Here is a 21,429-nt window from a genome sequence, read left to right as displayed (position 1 = left end):
GGAAAAGCTTGGACGCCAAAACCATGTATTGTAAAGGGCTTGCGATGGAACTTGGCGGGGATTGGACCGGATTGGAAAGCCCGGTGGCGGAGCGGGTGGGATTCGAACCCACGATAGGCTTTTGACCTATACACACTTTCCAGGCGTGCGCCTTCGACCACTCGGCCACCGCTCCGATTGCCCACTAGGACAAGAGCACGCGCCACTAGCCGCGAATGGATTGCTTCGCAAGGCGCGTAGTGGCACCACTATGCTTATGCGAACATTGCTTCTTGCTGCGACCGCAGCCTTCGCCCTTGCCCTGCCCGCTTCCGCTCAGGAAGAGCCGAAGGGAGCTCGTGCCCCGTCCGAGATCGTCGCCGCTGCGCCAGCCGCCGACTGGGTGGCGATTGCGGCGGAGGATCTGCTGGTGATGACCCTCTCGCCAGATAGCGAGGGCAAGCCACGGCAGGTGGTGATCCAGTTGATGCCTGCGCCATTCAGCCAGGGCTGGGTGCATAATATCCGCCTGTTCGCGCGCGCCGGGTGGTATGACGGGATCTCGGTCAACCGGGTCCAGGACAATTACGTCACCCAATGGGGCGATCCCAATTACGACAACCCCGAAGCGACGGGTGAGGCGAAGCCCTTGCCGAAGGGGCTGAAGGTGATGGGGGAGAGCGATTATGCGGCCGATCTTGGCTGGTTCTTCTTGCGAGGTTCCCCAACAAATTTTGACCTCTATGCACCTGCACCCGAAGCGATGCCGTTTCCATTTGTTGCGAAGGCCATCTCATATGATGCTGATCCATATGGGCAGATGACCGCGATCTGGAAGGGTTGGCCAATTTCTGTGGACGCCGTCGACAATGGCAGACATGGCCTTCAAGGAACTGCTTGGCCCGTCCACTGCTACGGCATGGTCGGCGTGGGGCGGAACTACTCGCCGGACACGGGCTCTGGCGCAGAGCTTTATACCGTGATCGGCCATGCGCCGCGCCACCTTGATCGCAACATCGCGCTGGTGGGCCGGGTGATCGAGGGGATGCAGCACCTCTCCAGCCTGCCGCGCGGGTCGGGGGCGCTGGGGTTCTACACCGCCGAGGAAGCCGCCAAGCGCACGCCGATCCTGACGGTGCGGGTGGCGAGTGATCTCGCCCCGTCCGAGCAACCAAGCTTCGAATACCTCTCGACGGATAGCGGCACCTTCGCGACCTACGCCAAAGCCATCGCCAACCGCCGCGATCCGTTCTTTATCGTGCCTGCTGGCGGCGCGGACATCTGCAACATCCGCGTGCCGGTGCGGCGGATGGTTGACGGCGGCTGAGCCCTTCTTCTCCTCCCCCCTTGAGGGGGAGGCCGGGTGGGGGTGTACGGCGGTTGTCGCTGGCGTGGTGCACCCACCCCCAACCCCTCCCTCAAGGGAGGGGGGCAGACAACCAATTACACCCGCTGCATCAACTCGATCCGGTTGCCGAAGGGGTCTTCGGTAAAGAACCGCAGATAGCCTGCCACCGGCTTGTCATCGCGGGTCACGCAGCCCGCCGCCGTCAGCCGCGCGCGCAAACCCGCAAGGTCATCCACCAGCAGCGCGGGGTGCGCCTTTTTGGCTGGGCGAAAATCGGGGTCGACGCCGATATGCACTTGCACCGCGCCGCTCGTGAACCAGCAGCCGCTCGCCGAAAGGTTGGCTGGCTTGGGCACTTCGGCCATGCCCAGCAGCCCGGAATAAAACGCGCGCGCCTGCGGCTCGCCCCCTTGCGGGATCGCGAGTTGTACGTGATCCAGCCCGATGATCGCCATCACTGCCGTTCCGCCTGCGCCACCGCATCGCTTGCCCTGAGGGCGGAGAGGATGCGGTTTAAATGCGCCACGTCCTGCACCTCGATTTCAATGTCATAGGTGGTGAAGGGATGATCCAGCTGGCTTTGCGCCAGACTAGTCACGTTGGCCTTGTTCTGCGCGAAAATCCCCGCCATTTCCGCCAGCGTTCCGGGCCGGTCGTACAGTGTCACTGACAATTGCCCCAACGCGCCGACCGAACGGCTGCCCCACGCCAGATCGATCCAGTCGCTATCCACCCCGCTGGCCAGCTCAAGGCAGTCGATGGCGTGGACCAGCACGGTTTCACCCTTGCGGCGGATACCGACGATGCGGTCCCCCGGCACCGGATGACAGCAATCCGCCAGTTCAAACGCGACACCGGGGGTCAGGCCGCGGATCGAGATCGCGCGTTCGCGCCGCGTCCAGTGTTCATCTGCCTCGATCCCGGCGGTGCAGCCGGGCACCAGCGCTTCCATCACCTCGCGGTCGGACAGCTTGGCCGCACCGATCGCATACATCAGGTCATCAGGCTCATCCATGCCGAGCCGTTCAATCGCGGCGCGGATGGCTTTTTTGCCGATCCGGGCCGGAACGCGGATCGCGATTTCATCGAACAGTTTCGATCCGATCGCCGCCACCTCGGCGCGTTCCTTCAGCCGCACCGAACGACGAATAGACGCGCGCGCCTTGCCGGTTACGACAAACCCCAGCCATGACAGTTGCGGCGCGGCGTGCGGGTTCTTGATGATCTCCACCACATCGCCATTATTGAGCGCAGTGCGCAGCGGCATATGCCGCCCGTTGATCTTCACCCCCGCCGTCGCCAGCCCCAGATTGGTGTGGACGGCGAAGGCAAAATCCACCGCGGTCGCGCCCTTGGGCAGCTGGAACAGCGCGCCTTTAGGGGTGAAGGCAAAGATACGATCCTGATAAACCGCCAGCCGCGTGTGTTCGAGCAGTTCTTCGGCATCATGGCTTTGTTCGACAATCTCGATCAGATCGCGCAGCCAGGCAACCTGCCCATCGGCCTTGCCATCCTGTTTATAGGCCCAGTGCGCCGCCAGCCCGAATTCGTTGCGGCGGTGCATTTCGCGGGTGCGGATCTGCACTTCGACCCGCATCGAATTTTCGTACATCAACGCGGTGTGGATGCTGCGATAGCCATTGGTTTTCGGGGTCGAGATGTAATCCTTGAACTTGCCCGGCAAGGCCTGCCAGGTGGTGTGCAGCACCCCCAATGCGCAGTAACAGTCCTCCTCGGTTTCGGTCAGCACGCGGAAGGCCATGATGTCCGTGACCTGTTCAAAGCTGACATGGCGTTCGGCCATTTTGTGCCAGATTGAAAAGGGGTGCTTTTCGCGGCCCGAAACCTCAACCTTCAACCCGGCTTCGGCAAGGCGTTGCTTGATCTTGAGCGCGATCGCATCAACCTGCCCGCCGTCCTGACTGCGCAATTGTTCCAGCCGGGTGTTGATGGTGGCGTAGCCTTCGGGCTCCAGTTCGCGAAACGCCAGCGCCTGCATTTCGCGCATATATTCATACATCCCCACGCGCTCGGCCAGCGGGGCGTAGATATCCATCGTCTCACGCGCGATGCGCTGGCGCTTTTCGGGCGATTTGATGAAATGCAGTGTGCGCATATTGTGCAGCCGGTCAGCCAGCTTGACCAGCAGCACGCGGATATCTTCGGACATGGCGAGCAGGAACTTGCGCAGGTTTTCCGCCGCGCGTTCATTCTCGGGCATCGCCTCGATCTTGGAGAGTTTGGTCACTCCGTCGACCAGCCGCGCGACTTCGGGCCCGAAATGCGCCTCGATATCCTCAATCGTGGCGAGCGTGTCTTCCACCGTATCATGCAGCAGCGCGGTGATGATGGTCGCCTGATCGAGCTTGAGGTCAGTCATTAACCCCGCCACTTCGACCGGGTGGCTGAAATAGGGATCGCCGCTCGCGCGTTTCTGGGTGCCGTGTTTCTGCACGGTATAGACATAGGCGCGGTTGAGCATCGCCTCATCGGCGTCAGGGTCGTAATCGAGGACCTTCTCAACGAGTTCGTATTGGCGCAGCATAGCGGACGGATATGGGCGCGGGGGCCAAACGGAGCAAGCGCGATATTGCAGTGCAATGCGAGAAGTGTTATAACGCACGTATGAACACGACGCTCAAGATTACGAAGATCGGCAACTCGGCTGCCGTGATCCTCACCAAAGAGGTGCTGGCGCAGCTGCGCGCCGAGGTGGGCGATACGATCCACCTGACCCAGTCGCCCGAAGGCTGGCATCTGACGCCCTATGATCCCGATTTCGAGCGGCAGATGGGCCTTGCCGAACAGATCATGCGCGAGGATCGCGATATCCTCAAGGTGCTGGCAAAGTAAGCGCCCCGCCTGATGACTGACCCCCGCGCCGAGCCGGTTTGGCTAGACAGCCGCATTGCCTATGCCGTCCACGACCGCCAGCTTGCCGAGCATGGCGGCGGCGTAGGCCTGCGCGATGCTGGCGCGCTGGAATCGGCGCTGGCCCGACCGATCAATCGCTGGAATTATGGTGAGGATGAACTGGCCCAGCTTGCCGCAGCCTACGCTTTCGGCATTGCCCGCAACCATCCTTTCGTTGACGGCAACAAACGCACGGCATGGATCATGGCGCGCCTGTTCCTGCTCGCTAACGCGGTCGAAATCACATTCGACAAGGTCGAAGCGACCAACACAGTGATCGCCCTTGCTGCAGGGGAACTCAGCGAAGACGAACTCGCCGATTGGTTCCGGCAGCGGGTGGTGGTGGTTGGGTGAGATGATGCTATGAAGCCAAGCACTCTTCAGTTGGAGCGAGACAGACCGTGAATATAGTCAGCAGCGAACCCTCCCGCTTGTCGATCAGGGAGCCGATCCCGGAGATTTTCGAGGCTTGGTATCTGCTATCTGCCGCAGCCGACGCGCATCTTAACGGTGATGTGGTCGCCGCAGCGACGCTGTTTGCCAAGGCCGATATGCCCGCTGTTTACGACTGGGCTTGGGCGGACTGGCAGAGGCCCAGCCTGAACATTCGCATTCCGAAGCCGGAAAATGACATCAGCAAGTTGCCGAAGTCAGAACTCGATCCCGTCCGTGCGCCGAAAAAAGCGACCAAACAGGCAGTGCTTGCGCGTGACGGGTATCGTTGCCGATACTGCGGCATCCCGGTAATCGATGCCGACATCCGCAAGCTCGTTAACGGACTTTATCCCGAGGCTGTCCCGTGGACGAGCAGCGCGCCGGAGCAACAACACGCGGCATTCTCATGCTTTTGGCTCCAGTACGATCATGTGATCCCACACAGTCACGGCGGGCGCTCGGACGAGAATAATGTCGTCATCTGCTGTGCGCTCTGCAACTTCGGCAAGCTGAACTATACCCTCAAGCAACTCGACATTGCCGATCCGCGACAAAGGCCGCCGGTGCCGACGCGCTGGGATGGTCTGGAGCGTTTGCGCGGCTCCGCCTAACTCCACGTCGCGCGTTATGACCACGTGGCTCTGGGCGGCAGGCTCATCAGGATTGCGTCGATGTTGCCGCCGGTTTTCAGGCCGAAGATCGTGCCGCGATCATAGACCAGATTGAATTCGGCATAGCGGCCCCGGTATTCGAGCTGACGGGCCTCATCCTCCGGCGTGAACTTGCTCCCCATGCGTTTGCGCACCAGCGCCGGGAAGATGGCGAGGAACGCCTTGCCAACATCCTGTGTGAAGGCAAAATTGCGATCGAACGCCGCATCATCGGCGCATTCGAGGTGGTCGTAGAAAATCCCGCCGACCCCGCGATGCACCTGCCGATGGGGGATGAAGAAATATTCGTCCGCCCACTTTTTATACCGTTCGTAATAGGTCGGGTTATGCGGATCGCAGGCGGCCTGCATCGCGGCGTGGAATTCCGCCGTGTCTGCTGCGTAAGGGATCGGCGGGTTCAAATCCGCGCCGCCGCCGAACCATGCCTTGGTTGTAGTCAGGAACCGGGTGTTCATGTGGACGGCAGGCACGTGCGGGTTGGCCATGTGCGCCACCAGACTGATGCCGGTGGCGACAAACCCCGGTTCTTCCGCACTCGCGCCGTTGATTGAACCGGCAAACTCTTTGGCAAAGCTGCCGCGCACGGTCGAGACATTGACCCCGACCTTTTCGAACACGCGGCCTTTCATCAACCCCTGCACCCCGCCGCCGGGATCGGGGTTGCCGTCTTCTTCGCGGCTCCAGGGCGTGTAGGTGAAGCTGGCGTCCGATCCGGCCTCGCGTTCGATCGCCTCGAACTCGGCGCAGATCGAATCGCGCAAGCTTTCGAACCACGCCCGCGCGCGCGCTGTCTTGTCAGACCAATCCATAAATCCCGTTCACCCAGAGCGTGTCGAAGGGCCGTCCTTCTCCCGAGAGGGCGGGTTAGACAAAAAGACATTGCTTCGACAAGCGTAGCATGAACGGTTTTTGTTGCGGGCCGAAAGAAAGTCAGCAAAGGAAATCCATGGTTCCCGCTATGTTCGCGCCCTTCCCGTTCGCCGGTCACGAAATGTTGCTCGGCCCCGCGCGCGCTCTATACTGGCCAGCCGAGCGCACGCTGCTGGTGGCTGACCTGCATCTGGAAAAGGCGAGCTGGTTTGCGAAAACCGGACAGATGCTGCCCCCCTATGACAGCCGCGATACGCTCGAACGGCTGGCGGACGCGGTGCGGATAACGGGCGCGCGGCGGGTGATAACGCTGGGGGACAATTTCCACGATGATGCGGGCGCATTGCGGCTGGACGCGCATTGCACCGGAATGCTGGAGGCGCTGACCCGCGCGCTCGAATGGGTCTGGATCACCGGCAACCATGACGAACAGTTGCCCAAAGGCTTTGGCGGGACGATTGTGGACGAACTGGAGGTTGGCGGGATCAAGCTGCGCCACGAAGCCCGCGCGGGCGAGACTGCGCCTGAATTGTCCGGCCACTACCACCCCAAACTGCGGGTGAATGTCCGCAATCGCCATATTGCCCGCCCTTGCGCGGTCGTGGGCCGCAGCACCACCGGGGCCGAGCGGATGATCCTCCCTGCCTTCGGCACGCTCACCGGAGGGATGGACGCCGCCGCACCCGAAATCCGCGCCGCGCTGCAACCCGCGAACCGGATCGAGGCGCTGATGCCCGCCAAGGGCCGGATTGCGCGGTTTGCGCTGTGGCAGGCGGGGGCATGATAGAGTTCGCACCGCTCCGCTACGGCCTCGGCACGCTCACCATTTGGCATGGGGTCATCTTCGTTGCGATATTGAGCCCCGTTATCATCGCGCGTGTCAGCGGCACCGCCGGGGAATCGACGCTCGAAGCATCAGTGCCCGGGCTGATGCTGGCCAGCTTCATGACTGTCTGGATGTACTTCCTTGCTGCGCCAACTGTCGGTCAAATCTATGGCGACAAGTACCCGTTTGCGATGGTCTGGCCGTCAGCGCTGGTGCTCGGGTGCATGATGGCGGTTGGCTTTTTCACTTTCGTACTGGTCAGCGACGGCAAGCCGTTAACGTTGGAACTCGCCGGGTTAAGCCTTTTCTCTGTTGTAATGTTCTCGGCGCTTCTCACCTTGTTCGTCTGCATCGCGCATTATGTGATGCCGCGGGCAGCAGGCTTCGGCCTGTTCGCCTTCCCCAAGCTCTCGTGGGGCGTGCAGCTTTAGGCACCGCAAGACTCCACCTAGCGCTCGCCTTCGTTTCGCACTAAGGAGCGCGCTGATACGTAAGCAACCACAGGAGAACACCCCATATCACGTCCACCCCGGCGCTCGATGGCCCCGCCCGTAAAAAGCGGCCCTCGGTTTGATACCATGATCAATGTCCCCAAGGTCCGCGTCATCGATGACGAAGGCGAAAACCTTGGCGTGATGTTCACCCGCGAAGCGATTGAGCAGGCCAACGAGAAAGGTCTGAACCTCGTCGAAGTGTCCCCCAACGCGGACCCGCCGGTGTGCAAATACCTTGATGTCGGTAAATTCCGCTATGAAGCGCAGAAGAAAGCCAATCTGGCGCGCAAGACGCAGAAGACGCAGGATATCAAGGAAGTGAAGATGCGCCCGAACATCGACACGCATGATTATGACGTGAAGATGCGCAACGTCACCAAGTTCATCGAAAACGGCGACAAGGTGAAGATCACCCTGCGGTTTCGCGGGCGTGAAATGGCGCACCAGCATCTTGGCATGGATCTGCTGAAAAAGGTGCAGGAAGACGTGGCCGAAGTCGCCAAGGTCGAAGCCTTCCCGCGACTGGAAGGTCGCCAGATGCTGATGGTGCTGGCGCCGAAATAGGCCGCAGCAAGTTACGACAACACAGCAAGGGCGCGGAACCGAAAAGTTCCGCGCCCTTCTTGTTTGGCGACCCTCCGTGGTCACTGAGGCAATGCCCCCAAAGCAAATGACATCCCGCAAATTCGAACCAAATCTTAATGAAACTCAATGATTAAGGGGTAAGGTTTGAAAGGGGATGGGATCGTGAAAATTATCCAGCGCATTGGCTATGCCTTGCTCTTTATCGCGCTCGCCTATGTCGCCTTGCACAAGTTCGTGAATGCCCCTGTGTCGAGCGACCATTCGCCAGACGACGTGCTGGAAGCACTGGCCACGCTCGACATCCGCAAACAGCCTGGCGAGCCGGGAACCACGGCTGAGGCCGCAGGGGGCATATTGCCGGAATTCCGGATGGTACGTTCGCGCGACTTCGTGGAATGGAAGGTGATGAGTGGCGACCTCGTGACCATGACCATGACCGCGCGGGTCGAACCGGGCTGGCTCCGGGGGTCATGGGTCAAGGCTGAGGTCGCGCGCGGAGACGCACCGGATTCACGTACGTCCCCCGCATTCCGCTCTGAAGGCATTACGCTTGGACTGTTCAAGAACGCGATTGGGGACACGCTTGATTTGATTGGCTCCCCAGGGTGGGGCGACCATTGCGATGCGGTTCACGCTGACATGCTGGCCGAAGACGGCGGCTTTATTGAGAACCCCTTGGGCATCTTTTCGATTGACGGGCACCTCAAGGAACAGGGCTGCGACATGGCCGCCCGCGAGGACACGTTTCAGCAGGTGTCGAATACCATGGGTAAAGCGGACGGTGCGATGGATAGTTCAGCACCACGATCGCCGCGTCCTGATGATGACGCCGTAGGCGAGAGCGGGTTTAAAGTTGTCTCTCCCTACTAGGGTCAGGGCAGGCTGCGTGTGTAAGATTTAACGCAGTCCGCTCTGGTGCGCTTACCATACTCGGTGCTAGCTGGAGCGCGTGGATCGGAACGCCAAGCCATGACCGCACGCCGGATCGGCCTTTTGCTCGGGCCTGCTGCATTCGCGCTCACCGCGCTGCTGCTGCCGCCTGCGGGGATGGCGCCGGGGGCGTGGCTGGTTGCCGGTCTGGTGGTGTGGATGGCTGCCTGGTGGATGACCGAGGCGGTGCCGCTGGCTGTCACCGCGCTGCTGCCGTTCGTGGTGTTGCCCTTGTCGGGCGTCGCCGATGCTCAGGCCACGGCCAGCACCTATTATTCGCCGATCCTGTTCCTGCTGTTGGGCGGGGCGTTCATCGCGCTGGCGATTGAACGCACCGGGCTGCACCGCCGGTTGAGCCTTGCGATCCTGCGCGCGGTAGGCGGGCGCGGCGGCGCGGGGACATTGCTGCTGGCCTTCATGATTTCCGCAGCGCTGCTGTCGATGCTGATTTCCAACACCTCGACCGCGCTGATCATGATGCCGATGGCGCTGGCGGTGTTGCAGGGGGGCGGGAGCGTCGCCTCTAACGATGCGCCGCCGCCGCAGGACGGCATCGCGGGCGCACTGCCGATGGGCATTGCTTTTGCGGCCAGCATCGGCGGGCTTGGCACGATCGTCGGATCGCCCACCAATGCGATTGCGGTGGGCCTGCTGGATAGCATTGCTGGGGTGCGGATCAGCTTTATCGAATGGTCGATGTACGGCGTGCCGGTGGTTGTGCTGGGCATTCCGCTGGCCGCGTGGATCATCGGCCGGGTGCAGCGCGTGGCCGACCACCCGTTCGACATCGCCGCCGCCCGCGCCGCGATTGACAGTCACGCCGCATGGGCCGCGCCGGAAAAACGGCTGGTGCCGCTGGTGTTTGTCACCTTCATCGGGTGGGTCACGCAGCCGTTGGTCGCGCCGCTGCTGCCCGCCGGATCATGGACCGATGGCACCATCGCGGTGATCGCCAGCCTTGCGCTGTTCCTGATCCCCGATGGCACGGGCCGCCCGCTGCTGGTGTGGAAAGAGGCCGACCGCGCGCCGTGGAGCGTGATCTTCATGTTCGGCGGCGGGTTGGCGTTGGCGGGCGGAATGCAGGCATCGGGGCTGGCTGATTGGGTCGGGCAGGCGCTGCTGCCGCTCGAACATTGGCCGCTGTTGCTGGTCGCGCTGGCGGTGGTTGCATTGGTGATCGTGGTGACCGAATTTGCCAGCAATGTCGCGACCGCCACCGGGATCGTGCCAGTGGTCGCCGCGCTGGTGGTAGCGTTGGGGGCTGATCCGGTGCTGCTCGCCCTGCCCGCCGCGCTGGCGGCCAGCTGGGGCTTCATGCTGCCCGCAGGCACTGGCCCCAACGCGATCGCCTGGGCCACGGGACGCATCAGGATCGAACGGATGGTGACAGCGGGCGCACTGCTGGATCTGGCAGGCATCGTGCTGATCGTGGGTGTGGTGTGGGGAATTGCAGCGCTTGTCTGAATATTGATTCGCCTGTCTGAAACCACCGCCGCTGCGCTTGCAACGCTGGTCGGCGCGCGATATTCGGTTGGCGATTGAGCACTGGCTGCGGAGAGGCGTTCCTGCGGAGGTTAGGAACGGGTGCCCTGCCCATTGCGACCAGCTCCCGCCTTCCTGGGAGCGTATGTCTAGGAAGGGCAATCTGCACATGACCGACGCTGTCGATGCGACCAATATCCCCACCCCGCGCCGCAAACCCAAACCCGGCATCAAGTCCATCGGCGGGCGCGCGTTAAAGCCATCCACCCTGATGATGGGCCACGGTTATGATCCGGTGCTGTCCGAAGGATCGCTGAAAGCCCCGATCTTCCTTACCTCGACCTTCGCGTTTGAAAGCGCCGCTGCGGGCAAGCGCCATTTCGAAGGCATCACCGGCCTGCGTGAAGGCGGCGCGGAAGGCCTAGTCTATTCGCGGTTCAACGGCCCCAATCAGGAAATCCTCGAAGGCCGGCTCGCCATTTGGGATGGGGCCGAAGACGCGCTCGCCTTCAGCAGCGGGATGACGGCGATCTGCATCCTGTTGATGGCCTATGCCAGCCAGAACGACGTGATCGTGCATTCCGGGCCGCTCTATGCCGCATCCGAAGGCTTTGTCGCCAAGGTGCTGAGCCGGTTTGGCGTCACCTATATTGATTTTCCCGCCGGGGCGACCCGCGCTGAACTGGACACGGTGCTGGCCAAGGCCAAGGCGCAGGCCGAAGCGCAAGGCGGCAAGGTGGCGATGATCTACCTTGAAAGCCCCGCCAATCCCACCAACGCGCTCGTCGACATCGAAGCCGTCGCCGCTGCGCGCGACCACGCACTTACAGGCACGCCCATTGCGATCGACAACACCTTCCTCGGCCCGTTGTGGCAGCGCCCGCTGGATCATGGCGCGGATATTGTCGCCTATTCGCTGACCAAATATGTCGGCGGCCATTCGGATCTGGTTGCGGGCAGTTTAGCTGGCGCGAAACGGTGGATGGACCCGGTGCGCGCGCTGCGCAACACGATGGGCGGGATCGTTGATCCCAACACCGCATGGATGTTGATGCGCAGCCTTGAAACGGTTGAACTGAGGATGCAGCGCGCGGGCGAAAACGCGACGAAAGTGTGCGATTTCCTGAAATCTCACCCCAAGGTCGAAGGGCTGGGCTATCTCGGCCTGATCAATGATGCGCGCCAGCAGGATATCTATGATCGTCACTGCCTTGGCGCCGGATCCACGTTCTCGGTGTTCATCAAGGGCGGAGAGGCGGAAAGTTTCGCCTTCCTCGATCATCTGACAATCGCCAAACTTGCCGTCAGCCTTGGCGGGACGGAAACGCTGGCGAGCCACCCGGCGTCGATGACCCACCTGTCGGTTCCGGCGGCGCGCAAGGCGATGCTGGGGATTACCGACAATCTCGTGCGGATCAGCGTGGGGATCGAGGATGCCGATGATCTGATCGCCGATTTTGCGCAGGCGCTGGAATATGTGTGAGCTTTCTCGCCCCGCTTGATAGAGTGCAAGCGAGGCGAGGGAGAAACCACCATGACCGACACACGCAAGCCCGTATTCCTGGTCCTTGGCGCAGGGGCCGGGATCGGGGGCCATGCCGCTGCGCATTTTGCCGCCGGGGGATACCACGCGGTATTGGCGCGGCGTTCTGATGAGGCCGGGCTGGCGCGGTTGGTTGGCGCAATCGAAGCCGCGGGCGGCAGCGCCAACGGCACCCTGCTCAACGCGGCGGACGATGGCACGATCGAGGAACTGGTGGCGCGCACCGAAGCCGATATCGGCCCGATTGCCTGCGCGCTCTACAATCTCGGCGCGCAGATTGGCACCCGCGCCCTGCCCGATACCCCGCACCGCACGTTTGAACTGGGTTGGCGGCTGGGCACCTATGGCGTGTTCCGGCTGGCCCACGCGCTGCTGCCGGCGATGGTCGAGCGGGCGAAAACAGGCGCGCATGGCACGCTGCTGGTCACGTCATCAACTGCGGCAGTGCGCGGCAATGCCGGACAACACAGCCACGCCGCCGCAATGGGCGGGCGGCGGATGCTGTGCCAGACATTGAACGCCGAATTTGCCCCGCACGGTGTCCATGTCGCGCACGTGGTGGTCGATGGCGCGGTTGATGCCCCTGACACATTGGGCAAGCTGCTGGGTGACAATTTCGCTGGCTTCAAGGCGGCGAAAGGTTCCGATGGCATCATCAATCCCGCATCCCTGGCGCAAACGTACTGGCACCTCGCCCACCAGCCACGCGATTGCTGGACGCACGAAATCGACGTGCGCCCGTGGAGTGATGTGGCGTGGTGGAACGACAACCCCGATCCGCAAATCGACAGCCGGGGCAAGGGGTTTGCGGGGCCGCAGGATACGCCATGAAGGCTTGCAAACAGGCTTTTATTCCGTAGGTTGGTCTGGTTCGAAATATCGGGGGATGTGACGATGGGGCTGGAATGTTGCGGACACCAACACGCTGATGGCACGCCGGAGGCGGCGTGGATCAACCCCTGCCTGTGCGGCGCGCCCAAAACGCAGGCGGCCTTTGACCGGATTGAAGCTGATCTCTCGCGGCGGCAGGCATTGGGCGGCACGGCGGCGGTGCTGGGGATGTTCGCCGGGTTCGGGCTAGCCCCCAGCTTCGCTCGCGCGCAGACGCCGGGGCGGCCCACGGTTCTGACCAATTGCAGCTATTTTGATGGCACCACCTTGCGGATGCAACAGGGCCGCGAAATCGTGGTCGAAGGTGGCAAGATCAGCGCGATCGTCAATGCCGGAACCGGGCCGCAAGACGCAGACCGGATCGACTGCGGCGGGCGCAGCGTTACGCCGGGGCTGATTGATAGCCACTGGCACGCCACCCTTGTCAGCGTCAGCCAACTGGCCGCTCTAACGCAGGATATCGCCTTCATCCACCTGATCGCCGGGCAGGAAGCAGGCGCAACCCTGATGCGCGGCTTCACGACTGTGCGCGACACCGGCGGACCGGCATTCGGGTTGAAACAGGCGGTGGATCGCGGCGTGCTGGCTGGCCCGCGCATCTTCCCGTCGGGTGCGATGATTTCGCAAACATCGGGCCATGGCGATTTCCGCCTGCTCAACGCCCTGCCCCGCATGGACGGCGATCCCGCAGATTACACTGAACGCACCGGGGTTGCCGCGATTGCCGATGGTGAAGCCGAGGTGCTGCGCCGAACGCGCGAACAATTGATGAAGGGCGCATCGCAGATCAAGATCATGGCGGGCGGCGGGGTCACTTCGCTGTATGACCCGCTCGACACCGCGCAATTCCTTGAAGAGGAAATGCGTGCCGCCGTGCGCGCGGCGGCGGATTGGGGCACCTATGTCTGTTCGCACGTCTACACGCCAGAAGGCATCCAGCGGGCGCTGCGGGCCGGGGTCAGGTCGATCGAGCACGGCCAGTTGGCCGACATCGCCACCATCCGCATGATGAAGGCTGAAGGGGCATGGTGGTCAATCCAGCCCTTCCTGTCCGATGAAGATTCCAATCCCAGAGCCGACCCGGTCCAGCAGGCCAAGGGCGAACAGGTCGCGCGCGGCACAGTGCAGGCGTTCGAGCAAGGCCGCGCCGAGGGGGTGAAGATGGCGTTTGGCACCGACATCCTGATGAACCCCGGTGGTTCAGCCAGTCAGGGGCGGCAACTGGCCAAGCTGACCCGCTTCATGGCCCCGTTAGAGGCCCTGCGCATGGCAACCGGCGCGGCGGGCGAGTTACTGGCAATGTCGGGCGAGCGCGCGCCCTATCCGGGCAAGCTTGGGGTGATCGAGCCGGGCGCGCTGGCAGATCTGCTGGTGTGGGACGGCAATCCATCAGCCAGCCTCGATTTTATCGGTGATCCGGCGAGCAACCTGAAACTGGTGATGAAGGGCGGGCGGGTGTTCAAGGAGAACTTGGCGTGATCCGGGCATCAATCGCCGCGCTGGCCGTGTTGGCAATACTGCCCGCTCCGCTGGCAGCGCAGGAGCCTGCCGCCCAATCGACCGATGATGACTGGTCTGGGCAAGTCACCATTTATGGCTGGGGCGCCGGGATCGGCGGGGATTTCACTCCCTTTTCCGGCGGGCCGGCATTGGAGTTCAACAAATCACTGGGTGAGGTGCTGGAAGATCTCGATGCCGCAATCTTCGCCACAGCACTGGCGCGCAAAGGCGATTTGGTGCTGCTGACCGATTTCAGTTACACCAAGAGTTCCAAAGACGGCCTTGTGCCGCCGGGCATTCCCGCCGCAGGAAAAGTTGCGATTCGCTCGCTCTCATTGCTCGGCGGCAAGCGGTTTCAGGCGAGCGATACGACCACCATCGACGTGCTCGGCGGCGTGCGTGTGTGGAGCCTTGATGGCAGGGTGGACGTCCCGCTTGCCGGGATCGCGCTGGCGCCGGACGATACCTTCGTCGATCCCGTCACCGCAATCCGGCTGAACAGCCAGATCGCGCCGCGCCTGTCATTGCTGGCCTATGGTGATGTCGGCGGGTTCGCAGTGGGCTCCGACCTCACATGGCAAGGCGTTGCGACCCTGAATTACCGCGCGGGAAAATCGCTCTACCTGTCAGCAGGCTACCGCCACCTTTACCTTGATCGGCCATCAGGCGGGACACGGTTTGAAGGCTATCTCAGCGGGCCATTGGCGGGTGCCACGCTGACATTCTGAAGCAACGCGCTATCCCCGCCATTCACGCCGTTCTTCGGCGGCGCGCAGCACTTCGTAGGATACCTGTATCGCCTGAAACTGCTTGGCCGCTTCGGCATCGCCGGGCTTTACATCGGGGTGAACTTCCTTGGCGCAGGCGCGGTAAGCTTTTTTGATCGCGGTAAAATCGGCGTCCGCTTCAAGCCCCAGCAATTCAAGCGCGCGCATTTCATCGGTGCTGCGCGAACCATCGCCCGATCCGGCCCAGCCGTAATACGCGCTTTCAGCGTAACCGGCGTTTTCGCGCTGTTCAGCACGGGTGCGTTCGTCCTTTTCGGCCTGCTCCAGCCCTTCGAAATAATCCCAGCCGGAATTATATTCTGCGGCGTGTTTCTGGCAGAAATACCACCGTTCGCGGCTGTTGGGGGCTTTGGGCGCAGGGCAATTGCCCGGCTCGGCGCAGCCGTGGCGGTCGCAGATGCGCACCTGCGTGGCTTCCTGCGAGGAGCCGTAGGCCCGCCAGCGCGGAAAGCCCCAGTCGAGCGAACGCTTGGCGCGGCTCATCGCGGGGCACCGGGGCGGCGGCGGTAAATGTTGTTGGTCGATGGCATTGGGCAGTCAATCTAGGCGAGGTGGCGGGGATTGGGAAGCGGTGAGACAAGAAAAACCAGTTGCAATGTGAAATGCTGCAATGCAATAGGCTGCAATACGATGGTTCGCCATTCGATCAGGAAAGACTTCAGGATGAGCCCGCAATTGACCCTTTCCAGCCTGTTTTCAGTGCTTGCGCTGGCGGGCCTCTGCGTGGTGACAAGTGCGCGCGATCTTGCCGGGATCGACGCCCCGGCTGCGGCTGCGGCTGCGCCCTATGCGGTGCAGGCCGAGCTTGCACCCGGCCTGCATTCACTCTGATCCTCAGTTAATGATGACCGAGGCGGCGCGGCGGTTCTGCGCCCACGCACCTTCATTCGATGCCAGCGCCACCGGGCGTTCCTTGCCGTAACTCACCACTGAAATGCGGTTCGCATTGACGCCAAGGCTGACGAGGAAGTTCTTCGCCGCAGTCGCGCGGCGTTCACCCAGCGCAAGGTTGTATTCGCGCGTGCCGCGTTCGTCGGCATGGCCTTCGATCGTGAAGGTCACTTGCGGATACTGCGCGAAATACTGCGCCTGTGCCTGCAAAGCGGCGGCATCTTGCGAATCGACGTTGTAGCGATCCGTATCGAAATAGATCGTGGTGGATGATCCAACCGCAACGGCGAAATGCTGCTGCGATCCGACCTGCGGGCCACTGGGCTGCACTGCCGGTGCAGGCTGGGTCACGGTGGGCGCCGGTTCGGGCGGCGGAGGCAGTTGTTCGGGCGCTTTCTTGGCGCAGGCGGCAAGGCTGGTGGCGGATGCCAGCAGCAGGATCGTGGCAAGTTTCGTGTTCATCGCTTGGTTCCTTTCATCGTAACAGGCTTATTCAAGGCCGGATCGGGCCCCAGGCGGGGTCGGAGGCGTCAACCGGGGTCGGCAGGCGGCGTTCGTTCTGGCCGGTCAGATCGACCTGCCAGATGCCCGAACGCCCGGTGTTGCGTTCGGTGCGGAAGAACTGGATGATGCGGCCATTGGGTGCCCAGGTCGGGGCTTCATCCTGCCAGCCGCGGGTCAACACCCGCATATTGCCGCCGCCGGTATTCATCACCGCGATGTTGAAGTCCCCGGCGATCCGGGTGAAGGCGATCTGGTCGCCGCGCGGGCTCCATTCGGGCGTGGCGCAGCGTCCGCCGAAAAAGCTGATGCGTTTCTGGTTGGTGCCATCCGCGTTCATCACATAGCATTGCTGGCTGCCCGAACGGTCGCTTTCAAACACGATTTTACTGCCATCGGGCGAATAGGATCCGCCCACGTCGATGCCGGGATTATCAGTCAGCTTGACGCTCGCCCCGCCGGTCGCAGGCACGCGGTAGATGTCGGTATTGCCCGCCACCGCCATCGAATAGAGGATGAAGCGGCCATCGGGCGACCAGCGCGGGGCGATGGTGGGATTGCGGTTTTCAGATACCAGCGTCTGCTTGCCGCTGCCGATGTCATAGACATAGATGCGCGGATTGCCGTCGACATAGGACAGATACAGAATCTTCGAATAGTCGGGTGAATAGCGCGGAGTAAGCGCGGTGGCGCTGCCAAGCGTCAGAAAACGGTGGTTGGCCCCGTCGCTATCCATGATCGCCAACCGCTTGACCCGGCGATCTTTCGGCCCGGTTTCCGCGATATAGGCGATGCGGCTGTCAAAGAACGGGCTTTCGCCGGTCAGGCGCGAGAAGATCAGGTCGCTGCACTTGTGCGCGGCGCGCCGCCAATCCGCCGGGCCGACCACCCAGCCTTCGCGCACCAGTTCATCCTGCAAGGCGACATCATAGAGGTAGCAGCCGACCACCAGCTTGCCATCATCGCGCGCGCGGACATAGCCGTGCACCAGCATTTCCGCGCTGCGCCCGCTCCATGTGGAGAAGGCCGGGGCGGTGATCTGGTTGAAGGCGGGCTGCGGCAGGCTGTCGGGGCCGACCGGCTTGAACAGCCCGTTATTGCGCAGGTTGGCAGTGATGACGCGGGCAACTTCGCGCCCCAGCGCGCCGGTGCCGCCCTCGTTGGCGGGGGTGGGGCGTTCGCGGTCGGTGGCGAAGGCCGGGATGGCGATGCCGATGTCCGACCATGCGTTTTCATCGGTGACGGTGAAGGAAATGCCTTCCTCCGCCTGCGCTGCAGAAGCATCGGTGGCGGTGGTTTCCACCCGGCCATCCTCGCTGATCGGCGCGCCAAGATCCTGCGCCATCCCCGTAGCGGGCATCGCGGCGGTCAGCAAAAGGGCGGCAAGCAATACGGGTTTCATCGTGATGTGTTCCTATCAAACCGAGCGCCCCGGACAGCCTTCCAAGCCTCGTAATATTCTTCCGGCAGGTCAAACGGCGCGGCCAGTTGCACTGCGCGAATGGCATTTTCCGCATGGCGCGCTGCCTGTGTGCGGTTGGCATCGTTGATCCCGCTCTGGTTGCGCACACGCGGGCGGCCTTTCAGGCTACCATCCGGGTTCAGGTCAAAGTCGACCAAAGTTACAAGTTGGTCAACCTCCAAACCCTGCGGCGCGGTCCAATGCGGCTTGACCTGACGCGCCAGCGCCTGCCCGATAGAGGCCTTGGCGCTCGCCCCGATCTGCGAAGCGGGGATGCGGGTTTCTGTCGTGGTGGTGGACGAACCGGCCCCGCCGAGGAAATCATCGCCAATCCGGCTCCCCCCCCCCGCTTCCGCCGGTTTGGCGGGCGCAGCGCTGGGCTTGGGCGCGGGGGTGCGGGTGGTGCGTTTCGGCTGGGGCGGCGGAGTAGCCGCGGCACGCTCGGCGCGTTCGGGCTGCACAGGATCGGGCGCAGGCGCGGGGGTATCGGACAGCGTCGGCGCAATCGCGGCGCGGCTTTCCGCCACGGGATCGGGCGCACTCGCCTCCAGCCCCACTTCGGTCGCAAGGCTCACCATCATGCGTTCGGGAAACACCGACACTTCGCTGCGCACCGCCTGCATCAACAGCACGGCCACCAGCACGCCGTGCAGCACCAATGCTGCGGCAAGGCCGACCTTCTCCTCGCTCCGGAACGCCATTTCACCCACCATGGTTCTGCAGTTATGGGGCCGAAACTGAACCATCCGTGACCAGCGAGATCGAAGTGAAGCCCGCGCGGCCCAATTCACCCATCACCGCCATCACCCGGCCATAATCAAGGCTGCGATCCCCGCGCAGCACAATCAGCGGCGGCTCCCCGCCCCGATCCAGCGTCTCAAGCGCGGCGGGAAGCCCGCCGGTCGGCACGGCGGTATCTTCTATATAGATGACCCCTGCGCGGTCGATCGAGATGGTGATCTGATCGGGGGTTTCCTCCACCGGCACGGCGCGACTTTCCGGCAGTTCCACCGGCACGCCGACGGCGGGCAGCGTGACCGTCACCATGAAGATGATCAGCAGCACCAGCATCACGTCCACTAGCGGCGTGACGTTGATTTCAGCCATCGCGCTGCGCCGCGTGCGCTTGCCCCGGCGGGAAGAGGATAGATTTATGGCCATTTTTGTTTTTCGCACGCCCCTCCGGGCGCGCGATCCTCGCTAGACGCGCAGCAAAGCTGCGCCCGCTGCGGGCGGGCAGTCGCCCTTGCGGCGGCGCTGCCGCCGATTGACACCAATCTTTTCATAACCGATCCAACTCGCGGCTCAGCCCGGTGTGCAGCTTGTCAGCAAAGCGTTGCAGCTTCGCTTCATACTGGTTCACCGACGCGCCAAAGCGGTTATAGGCAATCACCGCCGGGATCGCCGCGAATAGCCCGATGGCGGTAGCAAACAGCGCTTCGGCAATGCCGGGGGCGACCACGGCGAGGCTGGCGCTTTGCTGCGCGCCGATCTGGAAAAAGCTGTTCATGATCCCCCACACCGTGCCGAACAGGCCGACAAACGGCGCGACCGATCCGACCGTGGCGAGGAAATTGAGCCGTCCGGCGAGCTCATCGGCCTCCTCGGCGATCTGGCTTTCCATCACTGCGCTGACCCGCTGGCGGGTGGCGTCGCGATCAAACGGCTGCTTGGCGGTCGACCGCTTCCATTCGTCCAGCCCAGCGCCCGCCACACGCGCGGCGGGGACTTCCCTGCGCGCCTGTTTGGTCAGCAGGCCTTCGCGGTCGCGGTGCTCCCAGAACTCGGCTTCGTATGCGCGCGATTTGCGGGTCAGGCCGCCAAGCCGCAGGCTGAACGAGACGATGATCATCCACACCCAGATGCTGGCGAGGATCAGGCCCACCATCACCGCTTGCACGATGATATCGGCCTGCAGAAACAGTTCGACCGGATCAAGCCGGGTGGCAGCAGGGGCAGCGGCAACGGCGCTAAGCAGGGCAAGCGTCACGGGTTCAGATTTCCTCGTTCATGAATGTCTGGAAGGCAGCGCGCCAAGCGGCAGGCTGACGGCGCGGGCGACCGTCAAAGGTAATAAAGCCGACCCGCAGGTGGGCTTCGCACAAGGTATCATCTCCCCGCCTTGCAATCTGGTGCATCCGGCACGACGCCGCACCAAGTTCGGTGCAGCGGGTTTCGATCACCACATCATCGTCCAGCTTTGCGGGGCGCAGATATTTCAGGTTGACCTCGGACAGGGCATAGGCGCCCTCCCCACCTTCAATCGCGGCGCGCTGATCTATGCCGAGCACGCGCAACAGGTCAGAGCGCGCCCGTTCGAACCAGCGCAGGTAATTGGCGTGGTAGGTGATCCCCGACAGATCCGTATCCTCATAATAGACGCGCACCGCATAAAGATGCCGCGCACCATCAAGGATGCCGCCGGGGGGAGTGGGAGAGATCATCGCGGCTCGCATTAGCGCAGCCGGGAATCGCTGCAAAGCCGGGTGTTGCGATTTGTCGATGAATGGCAGTGGAACGGGGCTTAGCCCGCACTCGCCGCCGCGCAATCATCGGTTGCAATGCGAAGAAAATGCAGCCCGGATGGGCTGCATTAAACACAAATCATACGCCCCAATGGCTCGCCGCCAAAGATATGGACATGCAGGTGCGGCACTTCCTGCCCGCCATGCGCGCCGATATTGGCGAGCAGTCGGTAACCGGGTTCGACCAGCCCCTTGGCCCGCGCCACTGCACCCACCGCGCGCACAAACCCGGCGATTTCAGCATCCGAGGCCGTGGTCGAAAAATCGTCCCAGCTGACATAGCGGCCCTTGGGCACCACCAGCGTGTGCACCTCTGCCTGCGGGTTGATATCCTCAAACGCGAAAGCCCACTCGTCCTCGTAGACTTTGTTTGACGGGATGTCCCCACGCAGGATTTTCGCAAAGATATTGGCATCATCATAAGGCAGGGTCGGATCAATCGGCATTATTCGCTCCGTGATGCTTTTTCGGTGATGCCAGAGGTGCCTTCGCGGCGTTCGAGTTCGGCCAGCACCGCGGCCAGCTTGACCTCGCGCGCACCAAGCATGACAAGCAGGTGGAACAACAGGTCGGCCGCTTCCTCGACCAGATCGACCTCGTCCCCCGCAAGCGCGGCGATTACCGCCTCGGTCGCTTCCTCACCGAGTTTCTGGGCGATTTTGGAGAGGCCTTTGTCGTGGAGCTTGGCCACATAGCTTTCGTCCGGCGAAGCATGGCGACGCTCAGCGATAGCGGCTTCTAGGCGGGATAAGATGTCCATTGGCATGTCCATAGTGGACACGCGCGCGCAATTGA

The 21,429-nt window shown here is 62.7% G+C and carries 26 protein-coding genes and 1 tRNA gene; 14 read left to right on the top strand and 13 right to left on the bottom strand.

Annotation, left to right across the window (positions count from 1 at the left end):
- Window positions 1-84: 84 nt before the first annotated feature.
- Window positions 85-175 (bottom strand) — tRNA-Ser (locus ACSSV3_RS13545).
- Window positions 176-256: 81 nt separating this feature from the next.
- On the opposite strand from ACSSV3_RS13545, the gene ACSSV3_RS13540 reads away from it, so the two are divergent.
- The gene (locus tag ACSSV3_RS13540) at window positions 257-1,306 is read left to right on the top strand and encodes a peptidylprolyl isomerase (protein ID WP_354326516.1); all 1,050 of its coding nucleotides are present in this window, start codon (window positions 257-259) and stop codon (window positions 1,304-1,306) included.
- 116 nt (window positions 1,307-1,422) lie between these two features.
- Here the strand turns inward: ACSSV3_RS13540 and ACSSV3_RS13535 are convergent, their stop codons facing one another.
- Both ACSSV3_RS13535 and ACSSV3_RS13530 read right to left on the bottom strand, forming a co-directional pair.
- Entirely contained in the window at window positions 1,423-1,782 is a 360-nt protein-coding gene (locus ACSSV3_RS13535) for a VOC family protein (RefSeq protein ID WP_354326703.1), read from the bottom strand.
- On the bottom strand, window positions 1,782-3,872 hold the full coding sequence (locus ACSSV3_RS13530; RefSeq protein WP_354326519.1) for a RelA/SpoT family protein: 2,091 nt from the start codon (window positions 3,870-3,872) through the stop codon (window positions 1,782-1,784). Before ACSSV3_RS13530 ends, ACSSV3_RS13535 begins: the two co-directional genes overlap by 1 nt.
- Before the next feature lie 80 nt (window positions 3,873-3,952).
- Between ACSSV3_RS13530 and ACSSV3_RS13525 the strand changes: the two genes are divergently transcribed.
- From ACSSV3_RS13525 to ACSSV3_RS13515, 3 genes are read left to right on the top strand one after another with little or no spacing between them, the layout of a single operon-like run.
- On the top strand, window positions 3,953-4,180 hold the full coding sequence (locus ACSSV3_RS13525) for an AbrB/MazE/SpoVT family DNA-binding domain-containing protein (RefSeq protein WP_354326520.1): 228 nt from the start codon (window positions 3,953-3,955) through the stop codon (window positions 4,178-4,180).
- 12 nt (window positions 4,181-4,192) lie between these two features.
- A complete protein-coding gene (locus tag ACSSV3_RS13520; RefSeq protein ID WP_354326523.1) occupies window positions 4,193-4,594 on the top strand; it encodes a type II toxin-antitoxin system death-on-curing family toxin in 402 nt (133 codons plus the stop codon).
- 47 nt (window positions 4,595-4,641) lie between these two features.
- Window positions 4,642-5,286, top strand: coding sequence for an HNH endonuclease (locus ACSSV3_RS13515; RefSeq protein ID WP_354326524.1), 645 nt, complete (start codon window positions 4,642-4,644; stop codon window positions 5,284-5,286).
- Window positions 5,287-5,300: 14 nt separating this feature from the next.
- Here ACSSV3_RS13515 and hemF read toward each other — a convergent pair whose 3' ends face one another.
- Window positions 5,301-6,155, bottom strand: coding sequence for an oxygen-dependent coproporphyrinogen oxidase (hemF, locus tag ACSSV3_RS13510; protein WP_354326526.1), 855 nt, complete (start codon window positions 6,153-6,155; stop codon window positions 5,301-5,303).
- 137 nt (window positions 6,156-6,292) lie between these two features.
- Here hemF and pdeM point away from each other — a divergent pair, with 137 nt between their 5' ends.
- The 9 genes from pdeM (at window position 6,293) to ACSSV3_RS13465 (ending at window position 15,195) form a co-directional block, all read left to right on the top strand.
- Complete coding sequence (gene pdeM / locus ACSSV3_RS13505) at window positions 6,293-7,000, top strand: ligase-associated DNA damage response endonuclease PdeM (protein ID WP_454184820.1); 708 nt, start codon at window positions 6,293-6,295, stop codon at window positions 6,998-7,000.
- Window positions 6,997-7,473 carry a hypothetical protein gene (locus ACSSV3_RS13500; RefSeq protein ID WP_354326527.1) on the top strand — a complete coding sequence of 159 codons (477 nt, stop codon included), beginning with the start codon at window positions 6,997-6,999 and terminating at the stop codon, window positions 7,471-7,473. The genes pdeM and ACSSV3_RS13500 overlap by 4 nt, the downstream gene beginning before the upstream one ends.
- A gap of 108 nt (window positions 7,474-7,581) precedes the next feature.
- Window positions 7,582-8,100, top strand: coding sequence for a translation initiation factor IF-3 (gene infC, locus ACSSV3_RS13495; protein WP_354326529.1), 519 nt, complete (start codon window positions 7,582-7,584; stop codon window positions 8,098-8,100).
- Window positions 8,101-8,283: 183 nt separating this feature from the next.
- Complete coding sequence (locus ACSSV3_RS13490; RefSeq protein WP_354326531.1) at window positions 8,284-8,991, top strand: hypothetical protein; 708 nt, start codon at window positions 8,284-8,286, stop codon at window positions 8,989-8,991.
- A gap of 99 nt (window positions 8,992-9,090) precedes the next feature.
- A complete protein-coding gene (locus tag ACSSV3_RS13485; RefSeq protein ID WP_354326532.1) occupies window positions 9,091-10,515 on the top strand; it encodes an SLC13 family permease in 1,425 nt (474 codons plus the stop codon).
- Between the two features lie 187 nt (window positions 10,516-10,702).
- Window positions 10,703-12,016, top strand: coding sequence for a cystathionine gamma-synthase family protein (locus ACSSV3_RS13480; protein WP_354326533.1), 1,314 nt, complete (start codon window positions 10,703-10,705; stop codon window positions 12,014-12,016).
- A 51-nt stretch (window positions 12,017-12,067) separates the two neighbouring features.
- Window positions 12,068-12,907: an SDR family NAD(P)-dependent oxidoreductase gene (locus ACSSV3_RS13475; RefSeq protein WP_354326534.1), complete on the top strand. Its 840-nt coding sequence runs from the start codon at window positions 12,068-12,070 to the stop codon at window positions 12,905-12,907.
- A gap of 30 nt (window positions 12,908-12,937) precedes the next feature.
- Window positions 12,938-14,446: a metal-dependent hydrolase family protein gene (locus ACSSV3_RS13470; RefSeq protein ID WP_354326536.1), complete on the top strand. Its 1,509-nt coding sequence runs from the start codon at window positions 12,938-12,940 to the stop codon at window positions 14,444-14,446.
- A complete protein-coding gene (locus ACSSV3_RS13465; RefSeq protein WP_354326538.1) occupies window positions 14,443-15,195 on the top strand; it encodes a hypothetical protein in 753 nt (250 codons plus the stop codon). Before ACSSV3_RS13470 ends, ACSSV3_RS13465 begins: the two co-directional genes overlap by 4 nt.
- A gap of 9 nt (window positions 15,196-15,204) precedes the next feature.
- Here ACSSV3_RS13465 and ACSSV3_RS13460 read toward each other — a convergent pair whose 3' ends face one another.
- Window positions 15,205-15,738 carry a J domain-containing protein gene (locus ACSSV3_RS13460; protein ID WP_354326539.1) on the bottom strand — a complete coding sequence of 178 codons (534 nt, stop codon included), beginning with the start codon at window positions 15,736-15,738 and terminating at the stop codon, window positions 15,205-15,207.
- 180 nt (window positions 15,739-15,918) lie between these two features.
- On the opposite strand from ACSSV3_RS13460, the gene ACSSV3_RS13455 reads away from it, so the two are divergent.
- A complete protein-coding gene (locus ACSSV3_RS13455) occupies window positions 15,919-16,086 on the top strand; it encodes a hypothetical protein (protein WP_354326541.1) in 168 nt (55 codons plus the stop codon).
- 3 nt (window positions 16,087-16,089) lie between these two features.
- Here the strand turns inward: ACSSV3_RS13455 and pal are convergent, their stop codons facing one another.
- The 8 genes from pal to ACSSV3_RS13415 form a co-directional block, all read right to left on the bottom strand.
- Window positions 16,090-16,608, bottom strand: coding sequence for a peptidoglycan-associated lipoprotein Pal (gene pal, locus ACSSV3_RS13450; protein WP_354326543.1), 519 nt, complete (start codon window positions 16,606-16,608; stop codon window positions 16,090-16,092).
- 31 nt (window positions 16,609-16,639) lie between these two features.
- Window positions 16,640-18,049 carry a Tol-Pal system beta propeller repeat protein TolB gene (gene tolB / locus ACSSV3_RS13445; RefSeq protein ID WP_354326545.1) on the bottom strand — a complete coding sequence of 470 codons (1,410 nt, stop codon included), beginning with the start codon at window positions 18,047-18,049 and terminating at the stop codon, window positions 16,640-16,642.
- Window positions 18,046-18,810, bottom strand: coding sequence for an energy transducer TonB (locus ACSSV3_RS13440; protein WP_354326546.1), 765 nt, complete (start codon window positions 18,808-18,810; stop codon window positions 18,046-18,048). Before ACSSV3_RS13440 ends, tolB begins: the two co-directional genes overlap by 4 nt.
- Window positions 18,811-18,832: 22 nt before the next feature.
- Entirely contained in the window at window positions 18,833-19,270 is a 438-nt protein-coding gene (locus tag ACSSV3_RS13435; protein WP_354326547.1) for an ExbD/TolR family protein, read from the bottom strand.
- A 121-nt stretch (window positions 19,271-19,391) separates the two neighbouring features.
- A complete protein-coding gene (tolQ, locus tag ACSSV3_RS13430; RefSeq protein ID WP_354326548.1) occupies window positions 19,392-20,099 on the bottom strand; it encodes a protein TolQ in 708 nt (235 codons plus the stop codon).
- A 4-nt stretch (window positions 20,100-20,103) separates the two neighbouring features.
- Window positions 20,104-20,553, bottom strand: a complete 450-nt coding sequence (locus ACSSV3_RS13425; RefSeq protein WP_354326549.1) for a YbgC/FadM family acyl-CoA thioesterase — start codon at window positions 20,551-20,553, stop codon at window positions 20,104-20,106.
- Window positions 20,554-20,702: 149 nt separating this feature from the next.
- Window positions 20,703-21,080 carry a histidine triad nucleotide-binding protein gene (locus tag ACSSV3_RS13420; protein WP_354326550.1) on the bottom strand — a complete coding sequence of 126 codons (378 nt, stop codon included), beginning with the start codon at window positions 21,078-21,080 and terminating at the stop codon, window positions 20,703-20,705.
- The gene (locus ACSSV3_RS13415) at window positions 21,080-21,394 is read right to left on the bottom strand and encodes a phosphoribosyl-ATP diphosphatase (RefSeq protein WP_354326552.1); all 315 of its coding nucleotides are present in this window, start codon (window positions 21,392-21,394) and stop codon (window positions 21,080-21,082) included. Before ACSSV3_RS13415 ends, ACSSV3_RS13420 begins: the two co-directional genes overlap by 1 nt.
- Window positions 21,395-21,429 lie beyond the last annotated feature (35 nt).

This window comes from Porphyrobacter sp. MBR-49 (assembly GCF_053628655.1).
The sequence above is the reverse complement of the archived record's forward strand: the minus strand, read 5'-3'. Positions and strand labels throughout refer to the sequence as shown.